Source organism: Erythrobacter sp. S259 (assembly GCF_057364965.1).
This window is the reverse complement of the sequence record NZ_CP200286.1, coordinates 506442-533168: the sequence shown is the minus strand read 5'-3', so window position 1 is coordinate 533168 and position 26727 is coordinate 506442. Positions and strand designations below refer to the sequence as shown.

The following is a 26727-nucleotide window of genomic DNA, read 5'->3' as shown; positions in this document are numbered from 1 at the left end:
TGTGATGAGCGATACTGCATTTCTTTCTCTCACCGGGGTGACCAAGTCTTACAAGGGTAAGAACGGTGAAACGACTGATGTCCTTGCCGGCATCGACCTGGATGTCCGTGAAGGGGAGTTCATCGCCATTCTGGGCTTCTCGGGCGCCGGCAAAACCACGTTGATTTCCAGCGTCGCGGGTCTGATTGAGCCTGATGGTGGATCAATCACGCTGCGCGGCAAACCGATCAATGGCCCTGACCGAGAACGCGGGCTGGTGTTTCAGTCCTATTCTCTGTTCCCTTGGCTGTCAGTCAAACAGAACGTCGCCCTGGCTGTAGAAGCGGTGCATAAGGATCGCAGCAAGGCGGATCGTGAGGCTCTGATTAAGCAGAAAGTCGAGCTGGTCGGGCTTGATCACGCGATGGATCGCAAACCTGCCCAGCTTTCCGGCGGCATGCGTCAACGTGTGGCGGTAGCGCAGAGCGCTCGCTATGGAACCGGAAATTCTCTTGCTGGACGAGCCGCTCTCTGCGCTCGATGCGCTGACCCGCGCGAAGCTTCAGGACGAAATTGAGCGTATCCGCAAGGAAGAAGGGCGGACGATTGTTCTGGTCACTAATGACGTGGACGAGGCGCTGCTGCTAGCAGATCGCATCGCAGTCCTAACGCCTGCTCCAGCGGCAAAGATCGGCAAGATGTTCGATGTTGATGTGGCGCGGCCACGCGAGCGTGAAGCGGTCAATGATGACCTGCAATATCAATCGCTGCGCAAGGAAATTGTCGGCTATCTAAGCGCGTTGAACTCAGATGCAGGCGCGGCCGGCGAGACCAGCATTGACTTGCCAAATGTAACTCCACTGGATCTCGCGCCGCCACCGCAAGCGTACCGCGAGGCGGCATTCAGTCCCGTCGAAAAACGCTATCTGGAGTTTTACAAGCTCGACAAGGTCTATCCGACACCGAAGGGGCCGCTCAAAGTGGTCGAGAACTTCAACCTGTTGATGGATAGAGGCGAATTCATCTCGCTGATTGGCCATTCGGGTTGCGGTAAATCGACCGTGCTCACGATGGCGGCAGGCCTGAATGAAATTACTGGCGGCGGCATTGTGCTGGACAACCGTGAGATTAGCGCCGCCGGGCCGGACAAGGCCGTGGTGTTTCAGGCGCCCAGCCTGATGCCATGGCTGACCGCACGTCAGAATGTCGAGCTTGGCGTCGAGCGCGTCTACCCGCATACTGAAAAGTCGGAACGACGCGATATCGTCGAATATTACCTCGAACGGGTAGGTTTGGGCGACGCAATGGACAAAATGGCGGCGGAAATGTCGAACGGCATGCGTCAACGGGTCGGCATTGCCCGCGCATTTGCTTTGTCGCCGCGCCTGCTCTTGCTTGATGAGCCGTTTGGCATGCTAGACAGTCTCACGCGCTGGGACTTGCAGGATGTGCTGGTGGATGTCTGGAACAGGACCAAGGTGACGGCAATCATGGTTACGCATGATGTCGATGAGGCGATTTTGCTCGCCGACAAGGTCGTGATGATGACCAATGGCCCGCGCGCCACAATTGGAAAGATACTCGACGTAGATTTGCCTCGGCCACGTGATCGCAAGGCACTGCTCGAGCATCCCAAATTCTATCAATACCGGCAGGAAGTGCTGCATTTCCTCGCTGAATATGATCACGGTCCGGCTGCAAAAGTGGCCTGATCACAACCCATTTGCAGGGCGGGATAGCAATGGCGCTGTTCCATACAGTCCTGTCTAAATTTGCGGCTCCTAACCGGGTCGTGCTTCGCGGGCAGAGGCGCTCGCCTTCCAACTCTTAAGCAAGGGACGCTCGCGTCCGAACCACTAAAGGAAGGTATTCATGCGTAAGACTCTAGGAATCGCTGCACTGCTCACGTCAACAATGTTCGCCGCTCCAGCCTTGGCTAATGCTGGAGATCCCATCGAGATTGGTGAGGGCGTGACGCTTGATCCGATCCTCGATGTGCGGTTTCGGATTGAAACGGCCGATCAACCAACTTTTCCAGACAACGCAAGTTCAGTCACCGTTCGCGCACGGGCAGGCGCTCAGATTGCCAGTGGAGGGTTCTCTTTCCTCGCCGAAGCGGAGGGGACAGTCGCGCTCGATGACAATTACAACGATACGATCCCGGGTAATGGGATTGAGCCATTTCCAGTCATCGCGGACCCGGACAGTTTCGACCTAAACAGGCTGCAAGTGGCCTATAAGGGCGACAATTTCGGCGTCACCGCCGGTCGCCAGCGGATCATCCTTGGGGATGCGCGCTTTGTCGGTAATGTCGGCTGGCGTCAGAATGAGCAGACGTTCGATGCCGTGCGCGGGACCGCGAAATTCGGCCCGGTTTCGCTCGATGCAACCTATGCCATTCAACAAAACACGATCTTTGGCAGCGAAAGCCCGAACAGCAATTTTGACGGCGACTTCGTTTTCCTGAACGGAAATCTTGACCTCGGCGTGGCGAAGGCAACCGCATATTCCTACACCATTGATTACGACACGCGGCTGGCGTTCTCCAGCCAGACCTTTGGCGGCGTGGTCTCCACGAGTATTCCGGCTGGCCCGCTCAAAATCGGTCTTCGCGCAGGAGCAGCAACACAGTCGGACATCGGCGGAAATCCTATCGCTTATGATGCGGGATACCTCGTCGGCGAAGCGAGCGCACAATTCGCAGGCTTTACCCTGCGCCTGCAATATGAAGAGCTTGGCAGTGATAATGGGATCGCCGCGTTCCAAACCCCGCTGGCCACCGCGCACAAGTTTAACGGCTTTGCGGACCTGTTTCTTGTGACGCCTGCCACGGGCCTGCGCGATAGCAATGTGCGCCTGGCCAAGAAGTTCACCATCCCAGGGCTCACCACTTTCACAGCGGCCGTGACCTATCACGAGTTCGACAGCGATTTTGGCGGTATCGACTACGGTACGGAATTTGATGCGGTCGTGAGTTTCAAAGCCGGGCCGTTCGGCATCCTTGCCAAATATGGCAGCTACAACGCCGATAGCTTCGCCGTCGATACCGACCGCTTCACGCTGCAGGCCGGCATCAGTTTTTGATCCTCATTCACACGCAATCAAGCAAACGGAGAGAGCAAAGTGAACGCGCAAACAAGCTTTGAAAGCGGCGCAGGTTTGGAAGGCCGCGAACGTCTGGTCGTGATCGGCAATGGTATGGCGGGCTGCCGCGCGGTGGAGGAAATCCTTGCCGCGTGCCCGGATCGCTATGCCATTACGATCTTCGGCGCAGAGCCTCGGGTCAACTACAATCGCATCATGCTCTCTCCGGTTCTGGCTGGCGAGAAGACTTTTGATGAAATCGTCATCAACACCGAAGAATGGTACGCTGAAAACGCGATCAAGCTGATTGCAGGCGATCCCGTGGTCCATATCAACCGGGAGGCGCAGCAAGTCGTATCGCGCGGCGGAGTGATCGAGAGTTTTGACAAGCTGTTGATCGCCACCGGCTCCGATCCTTTTGTCATTCCAGTGCCGGGCAAGGATTTGGACGGTGTCGTCACTTTCCGCGATCTTGATGATGTTGAGACAATGCTGGCCGCCGCCAAAACCAGCACCAAAGCCGTCGTGATCGGCGGAGGTCTGCTGGGCCTAGAGGCGGCGCACGGGCTCTCATTGCGCGGCATGGAAGTGACCGTTTTGCACCTGATGCCGACGCTCATGGAGCGGCAGCTAGATGAAGCGGCAGGTTTCTTGCTCAAGTCCGAGCTGGAAGGCCGGGGCATGACCATCCTTACCGGCGCTGACACAGGTGAAATCGTCGAAGCGGATGGCAAGGTCGCTGGCGTCAAACTCAAAGACGGCAGTGAGATTGAGGCTGATCTGGTCGTTATGGCGGTTGGCATCCGTCCCAATGGAACCCTGGCAAAGGCATCTGGGATCGACGTCGAGCGCGGCATTGTGGTCGATGACCATATGGTCACATCGGACCCCAATGTGCTCGCCGTGGGCGAATGCGTTCAGCATCGCGGCGCCTGTTACGGCCTCGTCGCGCCGCTTTGGGATATGTGCCGTTCGCTGGCGGCCGGACTGGCTGAGCAGCCAAAGGGTTATGAGGGTTCCGTTACCTCCACCAAGCTCAAAGTCTCAGGCGTTGACCTGTTCTCGGCAGGTGACTTTTCTGGCGGTGAAGACTGCGAAGACATCGTGATGCGCGATGCCTCTCGCGGGATTTACAAACGTGTTGTCGTCAAGGACAACAAGGTTATCGGCGCCGTCCTTTACGGTGATACGCAAGATGGCAATTGGTATTTTGATCTCCTCAAGAAAGAGGAAGATGTCTCCGATATCCGCGAGGCGCTGATCTTTGGTCAGGCGTTTGCATCAGGCGGAGCATCGCTGGACCCTGAAGCCGCCGTTGCAGCATTGTCCGACGACGCAGAAATCTGCGGCTGCAACGGCGTATCAAAAGCTCAGGTCGTCGGATGTATCAATGATGGCGCGAACAGCGTCGATGCGGTGCGCTCCACCTGCAAGGCGTCTGCCAGCTGCGGGTCGTGCACCGATCTGGTCGAGAGTCTGCTGGCACTGACATTGGGTGACGAGGTTGAGGAAAGCGCCAACACGATGTGCGGCTGTACTTCGTTTGGTCATGACCATGTGAGACAATCCATTGTCGAGCGTGCATTTAAGTCTATCCCAGAAGTCATGCAGGAACTGCATTGGTCGACGCCAGATGGCTGCTCCAAATGCCGCCCAGCGCTCAATTACTATCTGCTGTGCGCATGGCCGGGCGAGTATATTGACGATCAGAAAAGCCGTTTCGTCAATGAGCGCCTGCACGCCAATATTCAAAAGGACGGCACCTATTCGGTTGTCCCGCGCATGTGGGGCGGTGTCACCAATCCGCGAGAGCTGCGCGCGATCGCTGACGTGACCGAGAAATACAATGCCCGCATGGTGAAAGTCACCGGAGGTCAGCGGCTCGACATCTTTGGCATCAAGAAGGAAGACCTGCCTGCCGTTTGGGCGGATCTCAATGCCGCTGGCATGGTGTCAGGCCACGCTTACGGCAAGTCGCTTCGCACGGTAAAAACCTGCGTAGGGTCCGAATGGTGCCGCTTTGGAACGCAGCATTCCACCGGGCTTGGTATCAAGCTGGAACAGATGAGCTGGGGCAGTTGGATGCCGCATAAGTTCAAGATGGCTGTCTCTGGCTGCCCGCGCAATTGCGCCGAGGCGACGATCAAAGACTTTGGCGTGATCTGCGTCGATTCTGGCTACGAAATCCATATTGGCGGCAATGGCGGGATCAAAGTGCGCGTCACCGACCTGATCGGACGTGTCGAAACCGAAGAGGAAGCGCTGGAGTTCTCCGCTGCCTTTATCCAGCTTTACCGAGAAGATGCTTGGTATCTGGAACGCACGGCGCCTTGGGTGGAGCGCAAAGGTCTGGAATGGGTGAAATCGCAGCTATTTGACGATTCTGCGACGGTTCCCGCACTGGCCAAACGTTTCCGCTATTCGCAAAGCTTTAGCCAAGATGATCCTTGGGCGCAGCGTGCCTCTGGTGATCGCGCTGACCTGCACAGCCATGTTGGTTCTATCAGCGCAGGCCCGCCCACCGATGGCGCGATCAAGCAAGTGGAGCCAGCAGAATGAGCGCGCCAGATTGGGTAAGCGTTTGTGCCAGCAGCGCTATCGAGCCCGGCATGGCTGGCACTGTTCCGGTTGATGGCGGGCCAGAAATTGCGGTCTTCCACACCATCGGCGGCGATTTTTACGCGCTCGTCAATTCCTGTCCGCATAAAGGCGGTCCGCTCAGCCAAGGCATTGTCCATGGCGACAGCGTTTCGTGCCCGCTTCACAATTGGCGCATTTCGCTCAAATCGGGCGAGGCGCTTGGGGATGATGAAGGCTGTACACCAACCATTCCGCTGAAGGTTGAGGACGAGCTGATTTGGCTCGACCGGGCGGCGATTATGGCTCGGCAAGGGGCCTGAGTTACAGCCGATGGGAGCGATCAAAACCACATGTGCCTATTGCGGTGTCGGATGCGGCATCCGCGCCAAGGTGACAGGGGAACGGTCGGTCACGATAGAAGGCGACAAGGCGCACCCCGCCAATCGCGGTTCGCTGTGCTCAAAGGGCACGCATCTGGGCGAAACGGTCGGGCTGGACGGGCGCTTATTGCACCCCATGATCAATGGTGAGCGCGCCTCTTGGGACACGGCAACCGCCGAAGTCGCCGCTCGTATGCAGGCCTGCATTGACGAACACGGCCCCGACAGCGTCGCGTTCTATGTCTCTGGGCAATTGCTCACCGAAGACTATTACGTCGCTAACAAGCTGATGAAGGGATTTGTTGGTAGCGCTAATATCGACACCAATTCCCGGCTTTGCATGGCCAGCGCGGTCGCTGCGCATAACCGCGCCTTTGGTGAGGACGTGGTTCCTTGCACGTATGACGATCTGGATGCGGCGGATCTGGTCCTACTGGTCGGGTCGAATACCGCATGGTGTCACCCCGTCATCTGGCAGAGGTTGGAGAAAGCGAGGGACGAGCGCGGGACAAAGCTGGTTGTTATAGACCCGCGCCGCACCGAGACCGCTGAACGGGCTGACCTGCATGTACCCGTTGCTCCAGATGGCGATATTGCATTATTTAATGGTCTGCTAGCGGCGCTGCATGATCGCGGACTGATCGACCAAGCGGCGCTTAAGCAAACGTGCGAAACGCCCGGCAATTTTTGGGACGATCTGGCATGCGACCCAGGGATTGACCCCGCATTATTCGCACAACTGGTTGATCTCATTGCCGCGCATCCGCGCATGATTACCCTGTTCAGTCAGGGCGCCAATCAATCCGTTTGCGGGACGGATAAAGGCAATGCGATTATCAATCTCCACCTTGCCACTGGGCGGATCAACGCGCCTGGCATGGGACCGTTCAGCATAACGGGACAGCCCAATGCGATGGGCGGACGTGAAGTGGGCGGGCTCGCCAATATGCTGGCATGCCATCTTGGCTTTTCGGCCCCTGAGCGCGGCGGTGTCGCCGAGTTTTGGCAGACTGATCAATTATGCAGTGGCCCGGGCCTGAAGGCAGTCGACTTGTTTGAGGCAGTGCATCGCGGTGATGTGAAGTTCATCTGGGTCATGGCCACCAATCCGGCGGTTTCCATGCCCAATGCTGGCCGTGTGCGAGAGGCGTTGGCGAAATGTCCGACGGTGGTCGTATCCGATGTGATGGCCGATACGGATACGGGCCGGCTTGCAGATATCAATCTGCCAGCTCTCGCGTGGGGCGAGAAAGATGGCACTGTGACCAATTCAGAGCGGATGGTGAGCCGTCAGCGCGCCCTCTTCGCGCCGCCGGGTGAGGCGCGCGCCGATTGGCAGATCATATGCGATGTGGCGAGCGCGATGGGTCACGCAGTCGCATTCGATTTCCCGACCAATGCCGATGTTTTCCGCGAATATGCGGCCATGACCGCCCTCGCCAGGCAGCACAGCCGCAAGCTGGATCTCACGGCATGGGCGCAGTGTTCCAATACGAAATACGATGCGATGGAGCCTTTCCGATGGGGCGGTAAGCACCCGTTCAGCTCGCGCTATTCCACACCCAGCGGCAAGGCCCAGCTGCTTGCCGTTAGCCCACCTGTACCGCGCCAGATCGACCCTGATTTCCCGCTCCGGCTCAACACAGGGCGCTACCGCGATCAATGGCATACAATGACGCGCACTGCGCTTAGCCCGACGCTCTCCCTTCATCGCCGTGAACCGCTGGTCGAAGTTCACCCCGAGGATGCCCAGAAATTTGCGCTGACGGATAAAGGATTGGCTAAAGTCAAAACGCCTAATGGCGTGTCACTTTTCCGTGTTCAGATCACGGACGCGCAGACACCCGGCTCGATCTTCACACCGATGCATTGGACGGATATCTTTTCGGCTGCGGGACGGACTGGTTATCTTGCGAAGCCAGAATGCGATCCATACTCCAGCCAACCGGGGTTTAAGGATACGCCGGCAACGCTCGCTTTATTCGAACCTGAATGGCGGGCATTTCTCGTTAGCAAAGATGCGGCTGCGCCAGAGTGTGAATACTGGACCACCAGCGCCGTTAAAGGCGGCTATCTCACTGAATTGGCGGGCACCGGATCAATTGATCTGGAGGGTTTATTGCCAGCCGGAGAACGCTCAGAAGTGTCTGACATGGCCCGCGGCATGCGGCGTGTTGCGGCATGTGACAGGGATGGCCGATTACTGGCCGCTGTGTATCTCACGCGTTCCGGCGAGCTGCCCGAGCGGGACTGGGTCGCCGCACAATTGGGCCAAAGCGACGGTGCGCTGGTAGAACTGTTGGCTGCACGGCCAGCCAAACCACTTCCGCCGACAGGACCGATTGTTTGCGTGTGTCACGGCATAGGTGAGCAACATATCCTGGCCGCGATTGATGACGGCGCGCGCAGTGTCTCGGACATTGGCAGCTGCACGAATGCTGGCACCAATTGTGGTTCATGCCGCCCGGAACTTGCCCGCATGCTGGGACAGGTCCAGCTCGCAATCAAGGAAGCTGCGCAATGAGCAATATGACCATGACTGACTTTCCCGAAGGAAGCGTCTGGCTGGTCGGGGCCGGGCCAGGCGACCCAGAACTGCTGACGCGTAAGGCAGAGCGTCTGCTGCAACACGCAGATGTCGTTTTTTACGATGCTCTGGTGAGTGACGGGATACGCGCTCTCATCCCAAATCAGATACCGCAGCACTCGGTTGGTAAGCGCTCTGGCAGGCATTCTGTCCCACAACCCATGATCTGCGATTACATCGTCAAAGCGGCCTTGTCCGGCAAACGCGTGGTCCGGTTAAAAGGCGGCGATCCATCCATCTTTGGCAGAGCCAATGAAGAAATTGACGCCTGCCATGATGCGGGCATACCGATCCAAGTCTGCGCCGGTGTTACTACCGCGAGCGCAGCGGCAGCATCGCTTGCCACGTCCCTCACCACACGCGGGCTCGCCCGCCGGCTCACATTCGTGACCGCGCATACAAAGAACGGTGCTGTTCCTGATCTCGATTGGGCAGCCCTTGCTGACCCGCAGGCAACTATTGCGGTTTACATGGGCAAGGCCGCCGCTCCGCACATATCCAGCGGTCTTATGAATGCAGGAATAGCGCCCGATACGCCCGTGGTGCTTATCGAAAACGTCAGCCTGCCGAGCGCAAGTGAATTTCACACGCGGCTCGATATGCTGCCCATCGCGGCAACATCAGCGCTGGGCGATGGCCCGGCGATCATCCTGATCGGAGAGGCTATGCGATGCAGCGCAGAACGTGCACCAGCCCGCGCCCAAGCAATTGCAGAATTGACTGACAGTTTGGCTTAGTACTTGCGCTGCACCCGCTGACCTGCACAATCATTCAATGACAAAGCTTGTCGATATTCCCGTGCGCATCTCGGCTGGTGGGTCAGCGCGGCGGTTTGGCTCACCCAAGGGCCTGGCCAATCTTAACGGCGAGCGATTGATAGATGCTGTGATCAATCGATTGCGAGATCAGACTTCTGGTCCAATCGTAATCAATGGAAACACTGTTGGCCCTATGCTAAGCTTGACATGCCGATCATTGCTGACAGCCTGGATGAAATCGGCCCGTTAGCGGGCGTGCATGCCGCAATGGTCTGGGCAGGCGCATCCGGTTTCTATCACGTAGCAACCTGCACTATCGACGTACCGTTTCTGCCGACCAATACGCTCGCACAATTGGCTGGGGTCACGGAACATCAATTTGTTCCAGTGCAGGTCGCTGGCATCCGCTAATTGGGTATTGGCCAGTTGAATTGGCTGGCCAACTTGAAGCCCTCGTTGAGTCTGGGCCGCGTTCCGCACACGCCTGGGCTGAGCATTGTTCGGCGACTGTGAAAGAACTTCCCTTGGATGCAACGAGGCAGGATCCATTCTTCAATATCAATACTAAAGAGGACCTGGCAAAAATTGCCAAATAGATGTCCGCTTTCACCCCCAGAAGTGGACGCAACCTCCCTTCTGTTCCGCGATTGGAAGCTGACGATCGAGGGCGCTGGTATTTCGCCGCACTTCATAGAATCTTGCCGCGGGGCTTACAGAAGGCTCTGCACGTCAAGCGGTACGGGCAATACTATGCGAGACGAAATCCAAGCAGAGAAAACCTCGCCCCGGTTTTCGCCGGTAAATATGGTGTTTAACGAATAATTCGAGCGCTTTAGCGCGAAAGGAGCGCGGTTAGGACGCCTTAGGTGACTAATGCCGTCGATACCTTGCCAGCGTCAAAAGTTAAGAGCACGCTTCCCTGTGCCGCCTATCCCTACCCATCAAAACCCATATAAAATGTGGGATCATCTGCGGTATCGATTTTTCAGATCCCCATGTTTATCCATATATATATATATATCAATTATATAAAGGGATTGAATGGTAGCGGAGGAGGGACTTGAACCCCCGACACGCGGATTATGATTCCGCTGCTCTAACCACCTGAGCTACTCCGCCACACACAGCCTCTCAGGGCCGCACCGCATCAAACTGCACGTTGAGCGAGCGCGCCACTTAGGGCGGGCGCTTGCCTTGGTCAACCTTAGTTTTGTGCTCGTTCGACCGCCTCGTTCATCCGGATAACTTTGACCGCCAAACTGCGGTTAAACGCGCTGTCCACCGCGCGCCCAATTTCCGGCAGGCTTTGCGTGAGCTGTGCCAAAGCATCGCGGTCAAGCTGCGCCATGCGCATCGGCAAAACAACAGTCACAGTCGCGCTTGCGCCCTCGCCCGAAATGTGGCTGATCTCGCCTACAAATTCGCCTGCACCGCATTCGTTTACAAGCTGCCCATCGCGCATAATCGAGGCGCGGCCAGTGGCGATGTAGATAAGCGGCGGATCAATCTGGTTTTGCTCAATCAAAACGTGGCCAACATCGACGTCGTGCCATTGCATAAGGTCACGCAGACGGTTTTGTTTGGCAGGGTCCTCGATCCGCATGACGTGATCAAAGAGTTCTTGTTCCTCCCGCGTCATCGAACCGGCCCGCGCACGGCTCCACATTTGGAACAGCCTCGCAGCGTTTACGGCCAAGAACAAAAGGGCGATCACGAAACCCCCGCCCAGCGCGCCATGAAGTACGAAATAGAGCACACCGCCGGCACCGCTGATGAGGAGAAGCAGCCGCATATCGCGTACCTGGTGAGGGATCACGGCAAGGATCAAAGCGATCCCAGCGATCAGGCCAATGGCTGCATTCAGTTCGATAGTAATTCCCCTAATCTCGCTGAACCACATAAACCGGCCCAGCGATCCATTCCAAACCCCTTACACCAAACGCTCGCGCCCACGAAAGGCACATGTTTTGATATGTTGCCACGGGCCGTCTTGATAAAGGTGCAGTTCGAGCGCTGGGAACATGAAATGACGCTCTTCTATTGACGGAGCAAGAGCCGCTTGGAGAGCGCGGGCCTCGGATTTTGTGACCTTGTTTTGGACCGTGATATGAGGGCGCGGCTCGTAAAGGTCTTGGGCGGTAAGGCTTCCGTGGAAATGTTCCGCGATGAGGTCGCGCAAGGCAAGCAGCGGCCCGCTTTGCAGCGCTATAGCGGTGCCCTTGCCCAGATCCATGATGCCTGAGACATATCCTTCCGGCGGCGCAAATTCACGCGCGACTTGAGGTAGGAAATCCTTCAGCTCTTCGAACAGCGAGGGGGCAAAGGAATGAAACATGGTCACGTGGGCGTGAAGGTGATTGCGCGTCGCCGGGTAATGTTCGCAGCGCAGTGCATCTGCCCACCTCTGAATATCGGGCGGCAATGCAGCGGTCACAATGAACGGTCGGCCCACGGCGCGTCAGTCCATTTCGCCGCGCTGCCTGCGAAGTTCAAACCAGCGCCCAACAGCCTCGTTATGACCATTCAGCGTCTCGTTAAACTCGTGTCCCCCGGTGCCATCTGCCACCATGAAGAGGTAATTGTGATCCTCTGGGCTTAGAACCGCAGTAATGGTTTCGCGCCCGGGATTGGTGATCGGCCCGACCGGCAATCCAACGCGCGTGTAGGTGTTATAGCCGTTCACCGCAGCGATTTCAGACTGGCGAATGCGGCGGCCAAGCGGTTTACCCTTGGTGATGGGGTAGATGATAGTGGGATCAGCTTGCAGAAGCATGCCTGCGCGCACTCTGTTAGAATAGAGGCCAGCGACAGTGCCGCGTTCGGCAGCAGTGCCGACCTCTTTTTCCACAACGCTTGCAAGGATGAGAGCATCCCTGATGGTATCCACCGCTGCGTTCTCGCTGCGCTTAGCCCAAGCCTCGGCGAGAAAAAGGTCCATCGCGCCCTGCATCTGCTCGATCAGGCTCGCGCGCGACTGGCCGCGTTCATAGGAATAAGTGTCTGGCAGGATTGAGCCTTCAAGAGGCACATCAACCTCGCCTGTCAGCAACTCTTCGGCCATCACCCGCTCCCATACCAAAATGCTCGGCATGCCTTCGGGGATGGTGATAAAGCGGCGGATAACGTCGCCCGATTGGAACATGGCGAGGATATCGCCTTGGGTCATATCGGGTTTGAGCTCAAACTCGCCTGCTTGAATGGGGTCAGATGATCCGAAAATGCGCGCGTGGAGCAGGAAACCGTCGGCAGACGTGATGTGCCCTGCCGTCTCAAGGTTTTGGGCCGCAGACGCCAAGGAAGAGCCAGCCGGGATGAGGAAAGGCGTTCGCGCCTCAATCTTGGCCTCCCCCATGAAGCTCACGAGCATAACAGCTCCTGCGACAAACGCCGCAAGACCCAGCCCGACGATGATGCCGAGCTTGCGCATACGCTTAATCGACCTTCTGCATGACGATAGAGGCGTTGGTTCCGCCAAAGCCAAAGCTGTTGTTGAGCACCGCTTTAACTTCGCGTTTCTTCGCCTTCAAAGGCACAAGGTCGATGCCTTCAGTGCCCTCGTCTGGATTATGAAGATTGAGCGTTGGCGGCACGATCTGGTCGCGCATCGCCAGAATGCAGAACACCGCCTCAACCGCGCCAGCGCCGCCTAGGAGGTGGCCGATGGCGCTTTTGGTGGAACTCATCGAAGCCCCGCTAAGCCCATCACCAAGCACGCGCTTCACCGCTGCGAGTTCGATAGTGTCTGCCATGGTCGATGTGCCATGGGCGTTCACATAGTCGATATCACCCGGACCAAGACCAGCCTTCTTAAGCGCCATCTTCATCGCTAGCTCTGCGCCCTTGCCTTCGGGATGGGGGGCGGTGACGTGGTAGGCGTCGCCAGAGAGGCCATAGCCTGTGACTTCGGCGTAGATTTTCGCGCCGCGCGCTTTGGCATGCTCGTATTCTTCAAGCACGAGTACGCCTGCGCCTTCACCCATCACAAACCCCTCACGGTCTTTGTCATAAGGGCGACTCGCCTCGGTCGGGCGGTCGTTAAAACTGGTGTTCAATGCGCGCGCCTGTGCAAAGCCAGCGATGCCCAAGGGGTTTACCGTGCTCTCTGCGCCGCCTGCCAGCATGATATCGGCATCATCCATCGCAATCATGCGCGCGGCATCACCGATGGAGTGCGCGCCGGTCGAGCACGCCGTCACAACCGCGTGGTTGGGGCCCATAAACCCGTATTTGATCTGCACTTGCCCGGTAACCAGATTGATGAGGCGCCCGTGCACAAAGTGCGGGGAAACCCGGCCGGGACCGCGCTCATGCAGATTGACGCTTTCCTTCTCAATTCCCGGAAGACCGCCAATGCCGGCACCAATAGAACAGCCAACGCGTTCTTTTTGTTCGTCACTAAGTTCGGTGAGACCAGCATCCTCCAAGGCCTGACCTGCTGCATCAATGCCGTAAACGATAAAGGGATCGACCTGACGCTGGGTCTTGCCATCAACGCGTTTGTCCGCGTCAAAGCCCCATGGGTGGTCCTTGCCCTTTACCTCGCAAGCGATGGTGCATTTCTGCCCCTCAGGATCAAAGCTCGTAATCGGGCCAGCCCCGCTTTCGCCAGCGATAAGGTTAGTCCATGAGGTCTCCACATCTCCACCAAGCGGTGTGACTAGACCCAGACCGGTGACAACAACACGGCGCATTCAACTCTCCATAATTCCAATTGAGGGAGCAGATCCGTTTAATCCCAATACACTACAGGCCCGGCGGCCCTTGTGAAAGGGCCCGGGCCTGTCGGTCAGACGTCCGAGAAATGGACGCACTGAAGGCGATAAGCCCTAGGGCTTAGCCTCGAATAAATTAGGCTTGTGTTTCTTCGATGAACTTGGTCGCATCGCCGACGGTTGCGATCTTTTCAGCCGCATCATCGGGAATTTCCACACCAAACTCTTCTTCGAAAGCCATTACCAGCTCGACGATATCAAGGCTGTCTGCGCCCAGATCATCAATGAAGCTCGCTTCCTGAGTAACTTTGTCACCTTCGACGCCGAGATGTTCGACGACAATTTTCTGCACGCGGGTTGCAGTATCGCTCATGTGTATCCCTCTTAAACTGTGGGGTTTGAAACTTCTCAATTGCCCCTAGAGGTCGGTTGTAATGAGCGCAAGTCAAGATGTAATCTGTCTTGCAATATTAGCGGAAGAGCGCCTGTGTGTCGGCAAGCTCAATATCATCGCGGCCCTCAACGCTTTCCAATATCTTGTATTTGTGGGCATTTCCGAAGGTAACAAGCGCCGTAAGCCCTTGCCCGCTGACCTTATCAAGCTCGGCATTAATCAGATCAGTGTGGGCGCGATTTATCTGCGTCCATCCGCCAGCGCCCAAGTCTGCGTCAAAATACTTCTGATAAGGCTCGCGCGAGTCCCGAACCAGTGCATCGAACCGGGGCGTGTGAATGAACTCAGGGTCATCCCCGCGTCCTGCTAGCTTGCGGACATATTCCCGAATTGCCGCGCGGTGCTGAGCCCATTCACCGGCTCTTGAGGGGTCATTTTGGATACGGTCCAATGCCTCTGCCCGGTCACGAGCAATCTTACGCGTCCAGCCCGCGCCAGCACGGATTTCGAAGCCCAGTTCGCGGCTGAGCGGGAAAACAACGTCGGTATATTCGGGAAACACCTGCGTGCGCGGCTCATCCACCTCGCCGGTTTCGCGAAAGCTTGAGATCGCTTTCCCAATGCGGTCAGGAGGAATTTCGGCGATGATCACATCGGGCGCAGCTTTGCGGATCGCGGCCTCAAGCACGTCCAGCGAATAGGTTTCGCTTGCCCGGTGATTCGAGTGGATGACCCCCATCACATAGAGCCGGGTCTTCGGCGGCCCATCATCGGCCATGGCTGAACACCCCAGCACCATAGGCGAAGCTATTGCGGCGATGAGGCTTGTAGCGACAAAGGATCGGCGGCTCAGGGTCATAATTTCTCTTTCGGTTGCCTATGCATAGTTGTTACTGCTCTAACCATGAAGCGCTTCTTTTCCGATCAACAGATCCTCCATGCCCCGGTGCGCGAGCTTAACAATGGCGAATGGATGGATTTTGCCGAAAGCCCCGCGCGGGTTGCCTCAATGCTCAGTGTCCTCGGGCCAGTTGAGGCTCCAAAAGACCACGGGATGGAGCCCATTCTTGCCGTACACGATGCCGATTACACCGAATTTCTGCGAAATGCGCACGCCGATTGGCTCGCAGCGGGGCGCGAGGGTGATGCGATCGGTTATACATTTCCTGTCGTTCGCCGCCGGAAACTCGATCTCACACGAATTGACGGCAAGCTTGGGGCTTACGGTTTCGACGCCGCCACACCGATAGCCTGCGGCACCTGGGAGGCCGCCTATTGGGGCGCGCAAACGGCTCTGAGCGCCTTTGATGATGCGGCAAAGGGCAAAGCCCAGGCCTTCGCTTTATGCCGGCCACCCGGACACCATGCGGGCCGCGACTACTTCGGAGGCTACTGCTTCCTTAACAACGCCGCCATTGTTGCACAGGCCGCTGTCGATCAAAATCTTGGCCCCGCCGCGATCCTCGACGTGGATTACCACCACGGCAATGGCACTCAGGACATCTTCTATGATCGCAGCGATGTGCTCTTCGCCTCGATCCACGCTGATCCCAAAATGGACTACCCCTTTTTCTGGGGTCACGCCGACGAGGTGGGCGAAGGGGCCGGTGAAGGTGCAACCTTCAATCAGCCCTTGCCCCGAGGCACCACATGGGAAAGCTACGGCCCGGCCTTGGACCGCGCGCTTGAACGGATCGCGGGCTTCGGAGCGAAGTTTCTCGTCATTAGCTATGGCGCAGACACTTACGAGGCCGACCCCATCTCGCATTTGAAGCTTACAACAGGCGATATGCGACGGATTGGCGAGCGCATTTCAGCACTCGCCTTGCCTGCTGTAACGGTGATGGAAGGCGGCTATAATATCGAGGCTTTAGGAAGCAATGTGGACGCTTTCCTTGAGGGGCTAAAAGGCTAGACCAGCCCACCACGAACCATCGCAGCTAACGAACGCTTGAGCGAGGTGATGGAACGATCACCCCTCCCAATCCATAAGAGAGGTGGAAGCACGGCACATGAGGTGCCCGTGCCGAGCCACACCAACTCTCTCAAGGAGACCCATGAATAACATTGAAACAATCCAATCGCTTACACAGACAACTTTTGACTCGGTAGAAGGCTACAAATCAGCCATGCAGAAAGCCGAGAGCCCCGCGCTGAGGACCGCGCTCGATCGCCGTCTCACCTCGCGTCAACAGACACTCAGCAAGCTGAACAGCTTGCTTGAGAACCAGGGCGAAGAACGCATTACCTCGACAAGCATGAGCGGCGAAGCGCACCAACTGTTCACCAGCATCAGCGACGCCTTCTCGGATGGCGATGAAGCGGCCGCGAAACGCGTGGAAGAGGGCGAAGATTATATCGCCGAACAGTTCCGCGAAGCGCTGGAAGACAAGAATTTTGACGCAGCATCACGCTCGTTGATCCAGGACGCGTACAACGAAATCGCACAGGGCGAACGCTTGAGCGATATGCTCGAAAAGCAATACGCTTAAACCGGGAATGAATCGCAATTGGGGAATTGCGATACGAGCGTTGAGTGCACTCCTTGGCATAGGATCGCTGCCGCGCAGCCTGACTAGCGCAAGTTGAGAGGCGCTCCGCCCGCCATTTCAAACGATAATCTCCAATAAACCTTGGCGCGTGGTTCCCTATCTGGGATCGCGCGCCTTTTTATTGGCCACCTTCTTTTTTGGGCTGCTCGATCACCCGCAAAGCGAGCTCGCGCAATTGCGCAGGGGTTGCCTTGGATGGCGCGCCCATCATCAGGTCTTCACCCCTTTGGTTCATCGGGAATGCGATAACCTCGCGGATGGCTTCTTCGCCCGCGAGCAGCATCACGATGCGGTCGATACCCGGTGCAGACCCGCCGTGTGGCGGTGCGCCCAGTTTGAACGCCTCGATCATACCGCCGAACTCTTCGTCGACGGCGGCATTGTCGTAACCAGCAAGCTCAAACGCCTTGTACATGATGTCCGGGCGGTGGTTCCGAATGGCACCCGATGACAGCTCATAGCCGTTGCAGACGATGTCATATTGCCACGCCTTGATGTCGAGCGGGTCCATCGTCTCCAATGCTTGCATCTCGCCTTGCGGCATGGAAAATGGGTTGTGCGAGAAGTCGATTTTCTTCGCCTCATCGTCATATTCAAACATCGGGAAATCAACGATCCAGCAGAATTTGAAGCAATTTTGCTCAATAAGCTCCAATTGCTCGCCGACCTGCGTTCGCGCTGCGCCTGCGAGTTTGGCAGCGTCCTTTTCCTTACCAGCGGCAAAGAACAGGCCATCATCCGGACCAAGGCCAAGCTCGTTGTAAAGCTCTTCCATACGCTCTGGCCCATGGTTTTTGGCGATGGGACCGCCAAATTCGCCGCCCTTGCGGGTGACATAGCCAAGGCCAGCGAACCCTTCGCTGCGCGCCCAATTGTTCATATCATCAAAGAACTTGCGGCTTTTGTCAGCCGTGTTTGGCGCAGGCACCACGCGCACAACGCCGCCGCCGCCGACAATCTTTTCAAACAGACCAAAACCCGATTTTTCAAAGTGACTGGTGACATCCGAAATGATTAGGGGGTTACGAAGGTCAGGCTTATCCGTGCCGTATTTCGCCATCGCTTCGGCATATGGGATCCGCGGGAACTCACCTGATGGGGTCACGCTGAAGCCGCCTGAAAATTCCTCGAAAGTGCCAGCAAGCACAGGCTCCAACGCTTGGAACACATCTTCCTGCGTCACAAAGCTCATTTCGAAATCGAGCTGGTAGAATTCGAGTGACCGGTCAGCGCGAAGGTCTTCATCGCGGAAGCATGGCGCGATTTGGAAGTACCGGTCAAAGCCCGACACCATAAGCATTTGCTTGAACATCTGCGGCGCTTGAGGAAGCGCGTAGAAGTTGTTGGGATGCATCCGGCTTGGCACGAGAAAGTCACGCGCGCCCTCTGGTGAGGAGGCCGTCAGAATGGGAGTTTGGAACTCAGTAAAGCCCTGATCCGTCATACGTTTACGCAGCGATGTGATCACCTGTGAGCGCAGCATGATATTGCGGTGCATGGTTTCGCGGCGAAGGTCGAGAAAGCGGTACTTCAGGCGAATGTGCTCTGGGTACTCAAGCTCATCGGCCACCGGAAGCGGCAGTTCTTCCGCAGCCGATTGCACCTTGATCGCGCGCGCAAACACTTCAATCTCACCCGTCGCAAGCTTGGGGTTCACAGTGTCAGCCGAACGCGCCTTCACTTCACCATCAATCGTCACCACCGATTCAGCGCGCAGCTTGTCGAGCACGGCAAGCGCGGGCGAATCTTCATCAGCCACAATCTGCGTAATCCCGAAGTGATCGCGCAAATCGACGAACAGCACGCCGCCAAAGTCGCGTTTGCGGTGGACCCAGCCCGAAAGACGAACGGTTTCGCCAACGTCTTGAGCAGAAAGCTGTGCGCAATTGTGAGTACGATAGGCGTGCATCTAATTTCTTGTCCTATTTGCGTGTATGGCGCTAAGGGCGCAATGCTATTGAAACAGCGCGCAACAAACGCTGTGATATGGGCGCGCTAACAGGGGAAGGCACACGCTTTGTCAAGTCGCGTGAGACCTTTGATGACTGGCTCCGTTTGGGGCCGAGAGCGGCACTCCGCTCAAAACACAAGAAAAGATGCAAATGCAAATACACGAACTCATCACAACTTCTGACGCTCTTGCAGACCTTTGTGCGCGCCTCTCTCAAAGCGAATTCGTCGCCGTCGACACCGAATTCATGCGCGAAAACACCTATTGGCCTGAACTGTGTCTGGTGCAAATCGCCAACACCGAAGAGGCAGCGGCAGTCGACCCCTTGGCAGATGGCATAGACCTCTCCCCGCTGCTCGATCTGCTGACAAACAATGAGGAAGTGCTCAAAGTCTTCCACGCAGGCGGGCAGGACGTCGAGATCATCGTCAATCTGACCGGCAAAACACCTCAGCCGGTATTCGATACACAGATCGCCATGATGGCAATCAGCCAATCTGAACAGATCGGCTATGCCAACCTCGTCGATCATTGGCTGGGTATACAGATCGACAAAGGCGCGCGCTTTACCGATTGGAGCCGCAGACCTTTGACCGAACGCCAGATCGAATATGCGATTGGCGATGTGACTCATTTGTCGAAGATCTTCCCCAAGATCCTCAAAAAGCTCATCAAAACGGGCCGCGGCAATTGGCTTGATGCGGAGATGGAAAAGCTCGCTGACGCCTCCAATTACATCACCGACCCCGGCACCTCATGGAAGAAAATTCGCCAACCGGGCCGCAATCCTCAGGTATTGGGGCGCCTCAAAGATCTCGCCGGATGGCGCGAAGGCGAGGCGCAGCATAAGAATATCCCGCGCGGGCGCATCATGCGCGATGAAACACTGGCAGATATCGCCTCGCATCCGCCGAAGAAACAAAGTGACCTTGCTAAAGTGCGCGGACTTTCGAGTGCTTGGCGCGATAATGATATTGGCAAGCGATTGATGAAGGTTATTGCTGAGGCCGAGCCCCTGCCAAAATCGGAAATGCCCGAAAAGATGAAACGCGGCGCTCCGCTTGGCAAAGAGGGCGCTCTTGTAGCTGACCTCTTGAAATTACTATTGAAAATTCGTGCACGTGAGATCGACGTGGCTGCCCGCTTATTGACCCGTGCGGACGAGATGGAGGCATTGGCCGCCGGTGTGCGCGATCTTAAAGTCCTTCAAGGCTGGCGCTATGATGTCTTCGGCAAAGACGCGCTCGAATTGGTCGAAGGCAGGTTGGCGTTTGCTGTGAAGAACACCAAGCTTGTGATGACCCATATCGACGAAATGCAAGCGAGCATGGAAGAAGCCCTGGATGCGGAAGGGGACGCAGCGGCAGAAGACGCTTCGGATCCAGACGGCGCTCTGGCGGCTGAAGAAGCGCCCTCATGAGCACCTACCTTCCAACCATCAAACAGCTGCAATATCTGGTCGCTCTTCATGAAGCCGGGCATTTTGGCCGGGCAGCAGATGCAAGCTTTGTCTCGCAGTCTACGCTTTCAGCGGGGATACGCGAGCTGGAATCGCTCTTGGGCGTCACTTTGGTGGAGCGATCGCGCCGGGTCGTGCGATTCACCTCTCTTGGCGAGCAGGTTTTCGAAAAGGCAGGGAAAATCCTTCGCGAGGCAGAAGAGCTTGCCGATCTGGTTCAGGCGGCAGGCAAACCGCTTTCGGGGCAATTGCGCATGTCGGTGATCCCAACGATCGCGCCGTTTATGATCCCCCGGATTTTGCCGCGCCTCAAAAAAGAGCGTCCGGACCTTCAACTGATGCTGCGCGAAGAAGTCAGCCAGGATGCGATTGAATCTCTGCAACATGGCAGGGTTGATTGTGTTCTCTTGGCGCTGCCGTTTGATACAGGCGAGGTAGAGAGCGCGAAAATCTCCGATGACCAGCTCTATGTCGCTTTTCCGAAAGACGATCCGCGCATGCCGCCCGCCAGCGTTGACCCGGATTTGCTCGACCACGGCAGTCTGCTTTTGCTTGAGGACGGCCACTGCCTGCGCAATCATTCGCTGGCCGCCTGCAACCGTTCGGAACTTCGGGCAAGCGCCGGGATGATTGGCACATCGCTGCACACGCTGGTTCAGATGGTCGACAATGATCTGGGGCTGACGCTGCTGCCTGAAATGGCGCTGGATGCGGGAATACTAAGCGGCACTGAGGTCGTCGCCCGCCCTATGGAAAGCGGTATGGCGAAACGAGAGATTGCGCTTGTCTGGCGCAAAAATTCCCCGCGCAAGGCGGATTTCAAAATGCTCGCTGACGAACTGCGCGCGGGTTAAACGCGGACCTGCCTCAAAAGTCAGCCGCGCCCGCGATATGGGGCAACCCCTTGATCTGGCAGCCATAGACCCTCTGGCGGTGTGCCTGTCTGCCAGAACACATCAATCGGAATGCCGCCGCGCGGATACCAATATCCGCCAATCCGCAGCCATTTGGGTTTCATCTCTTCAGCCAGCCGCTGGCCAATTCCGACGGTCACATCTTCATGAAAGCCGTTGTGATTGCGGAAAGAGCCGAGGAACAGCTTGAGGCTTTTCGATTCTACAATCGTTTCACCCGGCGCATAATCAATCACCAAATGCGCAAAGTCGGGCTGGTTCGTGACCGGGCAAAGCGAGGTGAATTCTGGCGACACAAAGCGCACCAGATACATCGTGCCCGCACGCGGGTTGGGGACATAGTCGAGCACCGCATCGTCCGGAGAGTCAGGCAGCCGCGTCTGTTTGCCCAGATATGCAGGAGCGCCGGATGTATTTTCAGGTGTGGTATCCATGCCGCGCTGTTGCCGCGAAAGGCAGCGACTTGCAAGCCGCTATCTGGACCGTGCCGCAATGCGGCTTATGTGCAGGGCCCACGTGCTGAAATGGGCAAAGAGCGACGGGGTATGCTTAAGCTCGCAGTCAGGTCGAATGGAGCAGCTTTAAAGCAGAAGATCGTAGTATGATGCGTCCGGACGATAATATGCACTCGCAACAAGGCATGAAGGCCCGCCAGCGCACAGCGCTTGAGAACAGCGCTTGCCTGATTGCGCTATGCGCATTGGCTGCGTCTCCCGTGATGGCAGCGCAAGATCAGTCGGCTGAGACATTTTCGCTTCCCTCCGCGTCGCCAACCCCAACGCCTGCGCCGCAAGGGCCAGATGATGAACGCGTGGGCGTGCCAATCGCACCAAGGGTCATTGATCAAGGGCAAGACGCCGAACCTTCTCCCACTTCCCCCCTCTCCCACACCTTCACCCACAACGGCGGCCACAGCAACCTCTCGCTCACCCGCGCCATCTCAGCCGGGCGCACGCCAAAGCCCGCGCCCGGCTGCGCGAACCTCTGCACCATCCTCTGCGCCAACTCCTGCGCCAACTTCTGCGCCAACTCCTGCGCCAGCGGTGCGCAATGCCGAGGCAGACGGTGCGGAAATCGTCTTTGATGGACCCGCTGGTCCCGGATTTGATGCTCTGGATGAGCCCTTGGAAGACAAGGTCACTCGCAGCGCTGACGGATGGTACAGTGTCGATGATGAGGCGCAGGGCAGCGCCGCTGCGGACGCCAATGGAGCACCTAAACAAGGCCAGCCCCAGTCTGCGCCGCAAAACAGCAGCTCCCTTCTCGACAGATTGAGCGCGCAATCCTCGACTGTGGCAGCTCTGCTTGGCCTGATGGCACTTCTCGCAGCAATCCTTGGCTGGGTGTATTTGAAGCGCAAGCGGGAAGCGGAAAGCATTCTTGCTGGCACTGCCACAGTTCTGACCGCCGGAGTTCGCGCGTCGATGAAAGAGGAAGCGAGCGCTAAAAGCGCTGCTAGCGATACCAGCGCAGCTTCATCGCCGCTCGCGCACGCAAAGGAGACGCCAGGTGAACCCGCGCGTGACACTCAGCCTGAGCCTGAAACAGCAACTGAGCCCGACGCGGCACCTGCACGCGCGCCCGTTCAAACCAGCACGGCGGCAGAAAAGCCAGATTGGACGCCGCCGGTCCCCTCTGCGGCGACAGCCGCTGCGCAGCCACTGAAGCTTGATCTTTCGCTCGATATTGTCGGTGCAACCCGCAGCTTTATGCGTATGTCGGTTGAATTCACTCTGGAGGTTTCCAACCGGTCGGATAATCCGGTTAAGGATGTGAACATTGCCGGTGAACTGGCATCTGTAAAAGAGGGTGCAAATGGCATTGCCCCCATCGACAAAACGCAAAACATCGCGTCGATTGAGCGGATTGCGCCGGGACAAAGCCGAAGGGTAACCGGCACATTGCAGCTGCCCATTGGCGAAGTATCCACCATCAGGCAAAATGGGAAGCCGGTGGTTATTCCGCTCATGCATTTCCGGGTCGGAACAGCCAATCAGCACGCCATAAAACGCTCATTTGTTTTGGGAACGCCAAGCTCATCGAGTGTGACCAGAGTGCACCCGCTGATTTTTCAGGGCCCTCCCGGTTCGCTGACCCCTTTGCGCGCACAGCTCATCAAACAAACTTGACCCAATCGTGCTTGGCTAGCGCGTCCAGCGCCGCTAGCACAACCGAAGTATGACTGGAGAAACTGTGAGCCTGGTATCGACCCAATGGCTGGCTGGTCAGATTGATGCGGCGGCCAATGAGCCTGATGTGCTCATTCTTGATGCCTCGCACCATCTGCCGGGCGCGAAGCGTGACGCGCGTGCAGAATTTGCAGCAGGTCATATTCCGGGGGCGCGCTTTCTTGATCTGGCAAGTTTGACTGACACATCCTCAAGCGTTCCAGCAGCGCTCCCCTCACCGGGTCAAGTGGCAGCTCGGCTCGCTAAGTTAGGGGCATCACAAGGAACCACGATTGTTCTTTACGATGATAGCGCGGTGAAGACGTCGGCCCGTGCGTGGTTCGCTTTGTACGAGTGCGGGATCGCCGATGTGGCAGTCTTGGACGGCGGACTTGCAAAGTGGAGACGCGAGGATCGACCTTTGCAGCTTGGCGCCGCGCAGATCCAGCCGAGCGAACCTCCTATCGTGCGCACACCCACAAGAATAGCAGCCAAAGCCGATATGATTGCGAACTGCCAATCAGGCGGCACCCAAATAGTGGATGCGAGAGCCGCTGAGCGCGTATTTGGCACTGGCATTGATCCGGTTCACGGCGGTCAAAACGGACGTATCCCCTCCTCACTAAACTTGCCCTTCACGAAAGTATTCGGCGAAGATGGCTCTTACAAAACCCCCGAAGAACTGCGCGAATTGTTTGAAGCATCCGGTGCGGATTGGAAGCGGCCATTGGTGACCACCTGCGGGAGCGGGATCACGGCCTGTGTTCTATTTTTTGCAGCGCATCTGGCTGGCAAACATGATGTTATGCTTTACGATGGAAGCTGGCAGGAGTGGGAAGCCGATCCAATCACTCCCAAACAGCAAGGTCCGCTATGAGCACTTCTGACGACGAAAGCCCGCTGGGCAAAAGCACACGGCTAACCCATGCTGGAAGGCGTCCTGAATGGACGGGCCGAGTGGTGAACCCGCCCGTTTGGCGCGCCTCGACCCACCTTTACGAAAACGAAGCGCAGCGAAAGGCAGCTGGCGGCGCGCAGACCGATGGCCAATTTTTTTACGGGCGGCGCGGCGCGCCGACGCAGTGGGCGCTCGCCGAGGCGCTAACCCAGATTGAACCGGGTGCATTTGGCACCGTGCTTTACCCCAGCGGTGTCGCTGCCATCGCGGGCTGCTTATTAGCGGTCCTCCGCCCCGGCGATCACTTGCTGATGAGCGACAATGCCTATGACCCCACCCGCAGTATGGCCATGGGCCTGCTCGAACGAATGGGGATCACGCACAGCTTCTTTGATCCTCTCGATGTGGATGGATTTGCCGCGTTGGTGGAAGAAACATCCCCGCGCGCCGTGTGGTTTGAAAGCCCCGGCTCGCTCACCATGGAGGTGTGCGATGTGCCTGCGCTGGCTGCAATAGCGCGCGCGGCGAAGGCCGTCACCCTGATCGACAACACTTGGGCGAGCGCGCTTGGGTTTGCCGCTTTGACGCATGGCTGTGATATCGTGATGCAGAGTCTGTCCAAGCACGTGGGCGGACACTCTGACCTCATAATGGGATCGGCGAGCGCAGGTGAGCGCTGGTATAAGGCGCTGCGGCGCACCTCGCATGAGCTTGGCCAAGTCGTCTCCCCCGACGACGCCGCATTGGCTGCGCGCGGGCTTCGCACAATGAAAGTGCGCCTTGAGCAAGGCACCGCAAGCGCTCTTGCAATCGCTGAATGGCTGCACCGGCAACCTCAAGTCGAGCAAGTTTTGTGCCCTTTACTCCCCGGCGCGCCGGGTCATGAGCTTTGGAGCCGCGATTTTACCGGAGGATGCGGGCTCTTCAGCTTCGCTTTGAAAACCGATGATCCAGAGGCGAGCGGCAAGCTTGCAGACGCGCTTGACCTGTTCGGCATCGGTTACAGCTGGGGCGGGTTTGAAAGCCTTGTTTTGCCGATCTATCCCGGCAAACACAGAGCTGTGATGAAAGGGATCGCACAAGATGGCGCGCCGGGTGGTAATAGGCCAGCAGTTCGCCTATCCATCGGCCTTGAAGACCCGCAAGACCTGATCGCCGATCTGGCGCAGGGACTTGGAACATTGGACAATTAATGACAGCAACCACGCCCCAAACACCCGCAGCCGAAGAGACTGCTTCCAATGGGGAAGCCGCGCCAAGCCAGGCATGGGACCTCGCCGAAGAAGTGACTGCGGAAGAGGAAGTCGTCAGCGTTGCCGAAGGCGCAAAGGAAGGTTTGGCCGCACAAAGCGACACCCTTGGCGCGGTGATCAACACGCTCGACGACTGGGCGCTTGTGGTCGGCGACGTGCGTGTTTCGCTGTTTGATGTGGTGTTTTTGTTCGCCACAATCGGACTTGTCCTTACCGCAGCATGGACCATCACAAGGCTCGTGCGCAACCTAATCGGGCGCGTCTCCGCATTTGATGGCAGTCAGAAATTGCTGGCTGAGAAGCTTGCAACAATCATTATCTGGACGGTGGCCTTTTTCGTCACAATCGACCTCATCGGCATCGACTTAACCGCTCTGGCAATTTTCGGCGGTGCGTTTGGTCTGGCGATTGGTTTTGGTCTGCAAAAAACCTTCGGTAACCTCATCTCGGGCATTCTCTTATTGCTCGATAAGTCGATAAAGCCTGGCGATGTGATTTCGGTGACCGATCAGTCTGGCAGCGAGGCGGTAGGGCAAATCCGCAAGATCGGCATTCGCGCGATTTCCGTCATCACCCGCGATCAAACCGAGTATTTGATCCCCAATGAGCTGCTCATGACCAACCAGGTGGTAAACTGGTCCTACAGCTCAAAAGATGTGCGGGTTAAGGCTCCGGTTGGTGTTTCTTACGACAGCGATTTGGAGCTTGTCACCGAGCTTCTTTACAAAGCGGCTGAAGATGTTGACCGGGTGAGCAGCATTCCTAAGCCGCGCGTCAATGTTATGGAATTTGGCGACAATTCGGTGAATTTTGAATTGCGTTTCTGGATTCAGGATCCCGAAGGCGGCATCGCGAACATCCGGTCAGACGTGTACATGCGCATCTGGAAGTTGTTCAAAGAAAACGATATCGAAATCCCTTATCCTCAGCGCGATCTGCATCTGCGCCCTTCCAAGCAATTGGACACCCTCGTGGAGCTTATGAACGGCGATAATTAAGCTGCCGGATAAAGTTTCACGCCGCTGCCAATGCGGCCGCAAAAGCTTTCCTTCGCTTCC

At 57.1% G+C, this 26727-nt stretch carries 25 protein-coding genes and 1 tRNA gene; 17 read left to right on the top strand and 9 right to left on the bottom strand.

Annotated elements, in window-relative coordinates:
* Positions 1–4 precede the first annotated feature (4 nt).
* The 9 genes from AC0V60_RS02385 to AC0V60_RS02345 all read left to right on the top strand — a co-directional run bounded on the left by AC0V60_RS02385 (position 5) and on the right by AC0V60_RS02345 (position 9779).
* Complete coding sequence (locus AC0V60_RS02385) at positions 5–556, top strand: ABC transporter ATP-binding protein (RefSeq protein ID WP_486176956.1); 552 nt, start codon at positions 5–7, stop codon at positions 554–556.
* A complete protein-coding gene (locus AC0V60_RS02380) occupies positions 474–1691 on the top strand; it encodes a nitrate ABC transporter ATP-binding protein (protein WP_486176955.1) in 1218 nt (405 codons plus the stop codon). The genes AC0V60_RS02385 and AC0V60_RS02380 overlap by 83 nt, the downstream gene beginning before the upstream one ends.
* 160 nt (positions 1692–1851) lie before the next feature.
* Positions 1852–3063, top strand: coding sequence for an alginate export family protein (locus tag AC0V60_RS02375; RefSeq protein WP_486176954.1), 1212 nt, complete (start codon positions 1852–1854; stop codon positions 3061–3063).
* Between the two features lie 39 nt (positions 3064–3102).
* Positions 3103–5622, top strand: coding sequence for a nitrite reductase large subunit NirB (gene nirB / locus AC0V60_RS02370; RefSeq protein ID WP_486176953.1), 2520 nt, complete (start codon positions 3103–3105; stop codon positions 5620–5622).
* The gene (nirD, locus tag AC0V60_RS02365; protein ID WP_486176952.1) at positions 5619–5963 is read left to right on the top strand and encodes a nitrite reductase small subunit NirD; all 345 of its coding nucleotides are present in this window, start codon (positions 5619–5621) and stop codon (positions 5961–5963) included. The genes nirB and nirD overlap by 4 nt, the downstream gene beginning before the upstream one ends.
* Positions 5964–5973: 10 nt before the next feature.
* Complete coding sequence (locus AC0V60_RS02360; protein ID WP_486176951.1) at positions 5974–8547, top strand: nitrate reductase; 2574 nt, start codon at positions 5974–5976, stop codon at positions 8545–8547.
* Positions 8544–9347 (top strand): uroporphyrinogen-III C-methyltransferase, encoded by an 804-nt coding sequence (gene cobA / locus AC0V60_RS02355; protein ID WP_486176950.1) that lies wholly within the window; start codon positions 8544–8546, stop codon positions 9345–9347. The genes AC0V60_RS02360 and cobA overlap by 4 nt, the downstream gene beginning before the upstream one ends.
* Positions 9348–9384: 37 nt before the next feature.
* Positions 9385–9618 carry a molybdenum cofactor guanylyltransferase gene (mobA, locus tag AC0V60_RS02350; protein WP_486176949.1) on the top strand — a complete coding sequence of 78 codons (234 nt, stop codon included), beginning with the start codon at positions 9385–9387 and terminating at the stop codon, positions 9616–9618.
* Positions 9507–9779: an NTP transferase domain-containing protein gene (locus AC0V60_RS02345; protein WP_486179413.1), complete on the top strand. Its 273-nt coding sequence runs from the start codon at positions 9507–9509 to the stop codon at positions 9777–9779. Before mobA ends, AC0V60_RS02345 begins: the two co-directional genes overlap by 112 nt.
* Positions 9780–10410: 631 nt before the next feature.
* Here the strand turns inward: AC0V60_RS02345 and AC0V60_RS02340 are convergent.
* From AC0V60_RS02340 to AC0V60_RS02310, 7 genes are all read right to left on the bottom strand, one after another.
* Positions 10411–10487: transfer RNA gene (locus tag AC0V60_RS02340), tRNA-Met, on the bottom strand.
* Positions 10488–10572: 85 nt separating this feature from the next.
* On the bottom strand, positions 10573–11268 hold the full coding sequence (locus tag AC0V60_RS02335; protein WP_486176948.1) for a cyclic nucleotide-binding domain-containing protein: 696 nt from the start codon (positions 11266–11268) through the stop codon (positions 10573–10575).
* A 30-nt stretch (positions 11269–11298) separates the two neighbouring features.
* Entirely contained in the window at positions 11299–11820 is a 522-nt protein-coding gene (locus tag AC0V60_RS02330; RefSeq protein ID WP_486176947.1) for a 2'-5' RNA ligase family protein, read from the bottom strand.
* Between the two features lie 6 nt (positions 11821–11826).
* Positions 11827–12795: an endolytic transglycosylase MltG gene (gene mltG / locus AC0V60_RS02325; protein WP_486176946.1), complete on the bottom strand. Its 969-nt coding sequence runs from the start codon at positions 12793–12795 to the stop codon at positions 11827–11829.
* Positions 12796–12799: 4 nt separating this feature from the next.
* Positions 12800–14059 carry a beta-ketoacyl-ACP synthase II gene (gene fabF, locus AC0V60_RS02320; RefSeq protein WP_486176945.1) on the bottom strand — a complete coding sequence of 420 codons (1260 nt, stop codon included), beginning with the start codon at positions 14057–14059 and terminating at the stop codon, positions 12800–12802.
* Positions 14060–14216: 157 nt separating this feature from the next.
* Positions 14217–14453: an acyl carrier protein gene (locus tag AC0V60_RS02315; RefSeq protein WP_486176944.1), complete on the bottom strand. Its 237-nt coding sequence runs from the start codon at positions 14451–14453 to the stop codon at positions 14217–14219.
* A 97-nt stretch (positions 14454–14550) separates the two neighbouring features.
* Positions 14551–15333, bottom strand: coding sequence for a hypothetical protein (locus AC0V60_RS02310; RefSeq protein ID WP_486176943.1), 783 nt, complete (start codon positions 15331–15333; stop codon positions 14551–14553).
* A gap of 45 nt (positions 15334–15378) precedes the next feature.
* Here AC0V60_RS02310 and AC0V60_RS02305 point away from each other — a divergent pair, with 45 nt between their 5' ends.
* Both AC0V60_RS02305 and AC0V60_RS02300 read left to right on the top strand, forming a co-directional pair.
* Positions 15379–16389 (top strand): histone deacetylase family protein, encoded by a 1011-nt coding sequence (locus AC0V60_RS02305; protein WP_486176942.1) that lies wholly within the window; start codon positions 15379–15381, stop codon positions 16387–16389.
* Positions 16390–16531: 142 nt separating this feature from the next.
* Positions 16532–16966 (top strand): PA2169 family four-helix-bundle protein, encoded by a 435-nt coding sequence (locus tag AC0V60_RS02300; protein ID WP_486176941.1) that lies wholly within the window; start codon positions 16532–16534, stop codon positions 16964–16966.
* Between the two features lie 178 nt (positions 16967–17144).
* Here the strand turns inward: AC0V60_RS02300 and aspS are convergent, their stop codons facing one another.
* The gene (gene aspS, locus AC0V60_RS02295) at positions 17145–18935 is read right to left on the bottom strand and encodes an aspartate--tRNA ligase (protein ID WP_486176940.1); all 1791 of its coding nucleotides are present in this window, start codon (positions 18933–18935) and stop codon (positions 17145–17147) included.
* A 193-nt stretch (positions 18936–19128) separates the two neighbouring features.
* Between aspS and rnd the strand changes: the two genes are divergently transcribed.
* Both rnd and AC0V60_RS02285 read left to right on the top strand, forming a co-directional pair.
* Positions 19129–20397, top strand: coding sequence for a ribonuclease D (gene rnd, locus AC0V60_RS02290; protein WP_486176939.1), 1269 nt, complete (start codon positions 19129–19131; stop codon positions 20395–20397).
* Positions 20394–21290: a LysR substrate-binding domain-containing protein gene (locus AC0V60_RS02285; RefSeq protein ID WP_486176938.1), complete on the top strand. Its 897-nt coding sequence runs from the start codon at positions 20394–20396 to the stop codon at positions 21288–21290. Before rnd ends, AC0V60_RS02285 begins: the two co-directional genes overlap by 4 nt.
* Before the next feature lie 20 nt (positions 21291–21310).
* Here AC0V60_RS02285 and queF read toward each other — a convergent pair whose 3' ends face one another.
* Positions 21311–21784: a preQ(1) synthase gene (gene queF / locus AC0V60_RS02280; protein WP_486176937.1), complete on the bottom strand. Its 474-nt coding sequence runs from the start codon at positions 21782–21784 to the stop codon at positions 21311–21313.
* Between the two features lie 405 nt (positions 21785–22189).
* Between queF and AC0V60_RS02275 the strand changes: the two genes are divergently transcribed.
* The 4 genes from AC0V60_RS02275 (at position 22190) to AC0V60_RS02260 (ending at position 26667) form a co-directional block, all read left to right on the top strand.
* Positions 22190–23479, top strand: coding sequence for an LPXTG cell wall anchor domain-containing protein (locus tag AC0V60_RS02275; protein ID WP_486176936.1), 1290 nt, complete (start codon positions 22190–22192; stop codon positions 23477–23479).
* 64 nt (positions 23480–23543) lie between these two features.
* On the top strand, positions 23544–24395 hold the full coding sequence (locus tag AC0V60_RS02270; protein ID WP_486176935.1) for a sulfurtransferase: 852 nt from the start codon (positions 23544–23546) through the stop codon (positions 24393–24395).
* Positions 24392–25609, top strand: coding sequence for a cystathionine beta-lyase (gene metC / locus AC0V60_RS02265; RefSeq protein ID WP_486176934.1), 1218 nt, complete (start codon positions 24392–24394; stop codon positions 25607–25609). Before AC0V60_RS02270 ends, metC begins: the two co-directional genes overlap by 4 nt.
* Entirely contained in the window at positions 25609–26667 is a 1059-nt protein-coding gene (locus AC0V60_RS02260; RefSeq protein WP_486176933.1) for a mechanosensitive ion channel family protein, read from the top strand. The genes metC and AC0V60_RS02260 overlap by 1 nt, the downstream gene beginning before the upstream one ends.
* Positions 26668–26727: the final 60 nt, after the last annotated feature.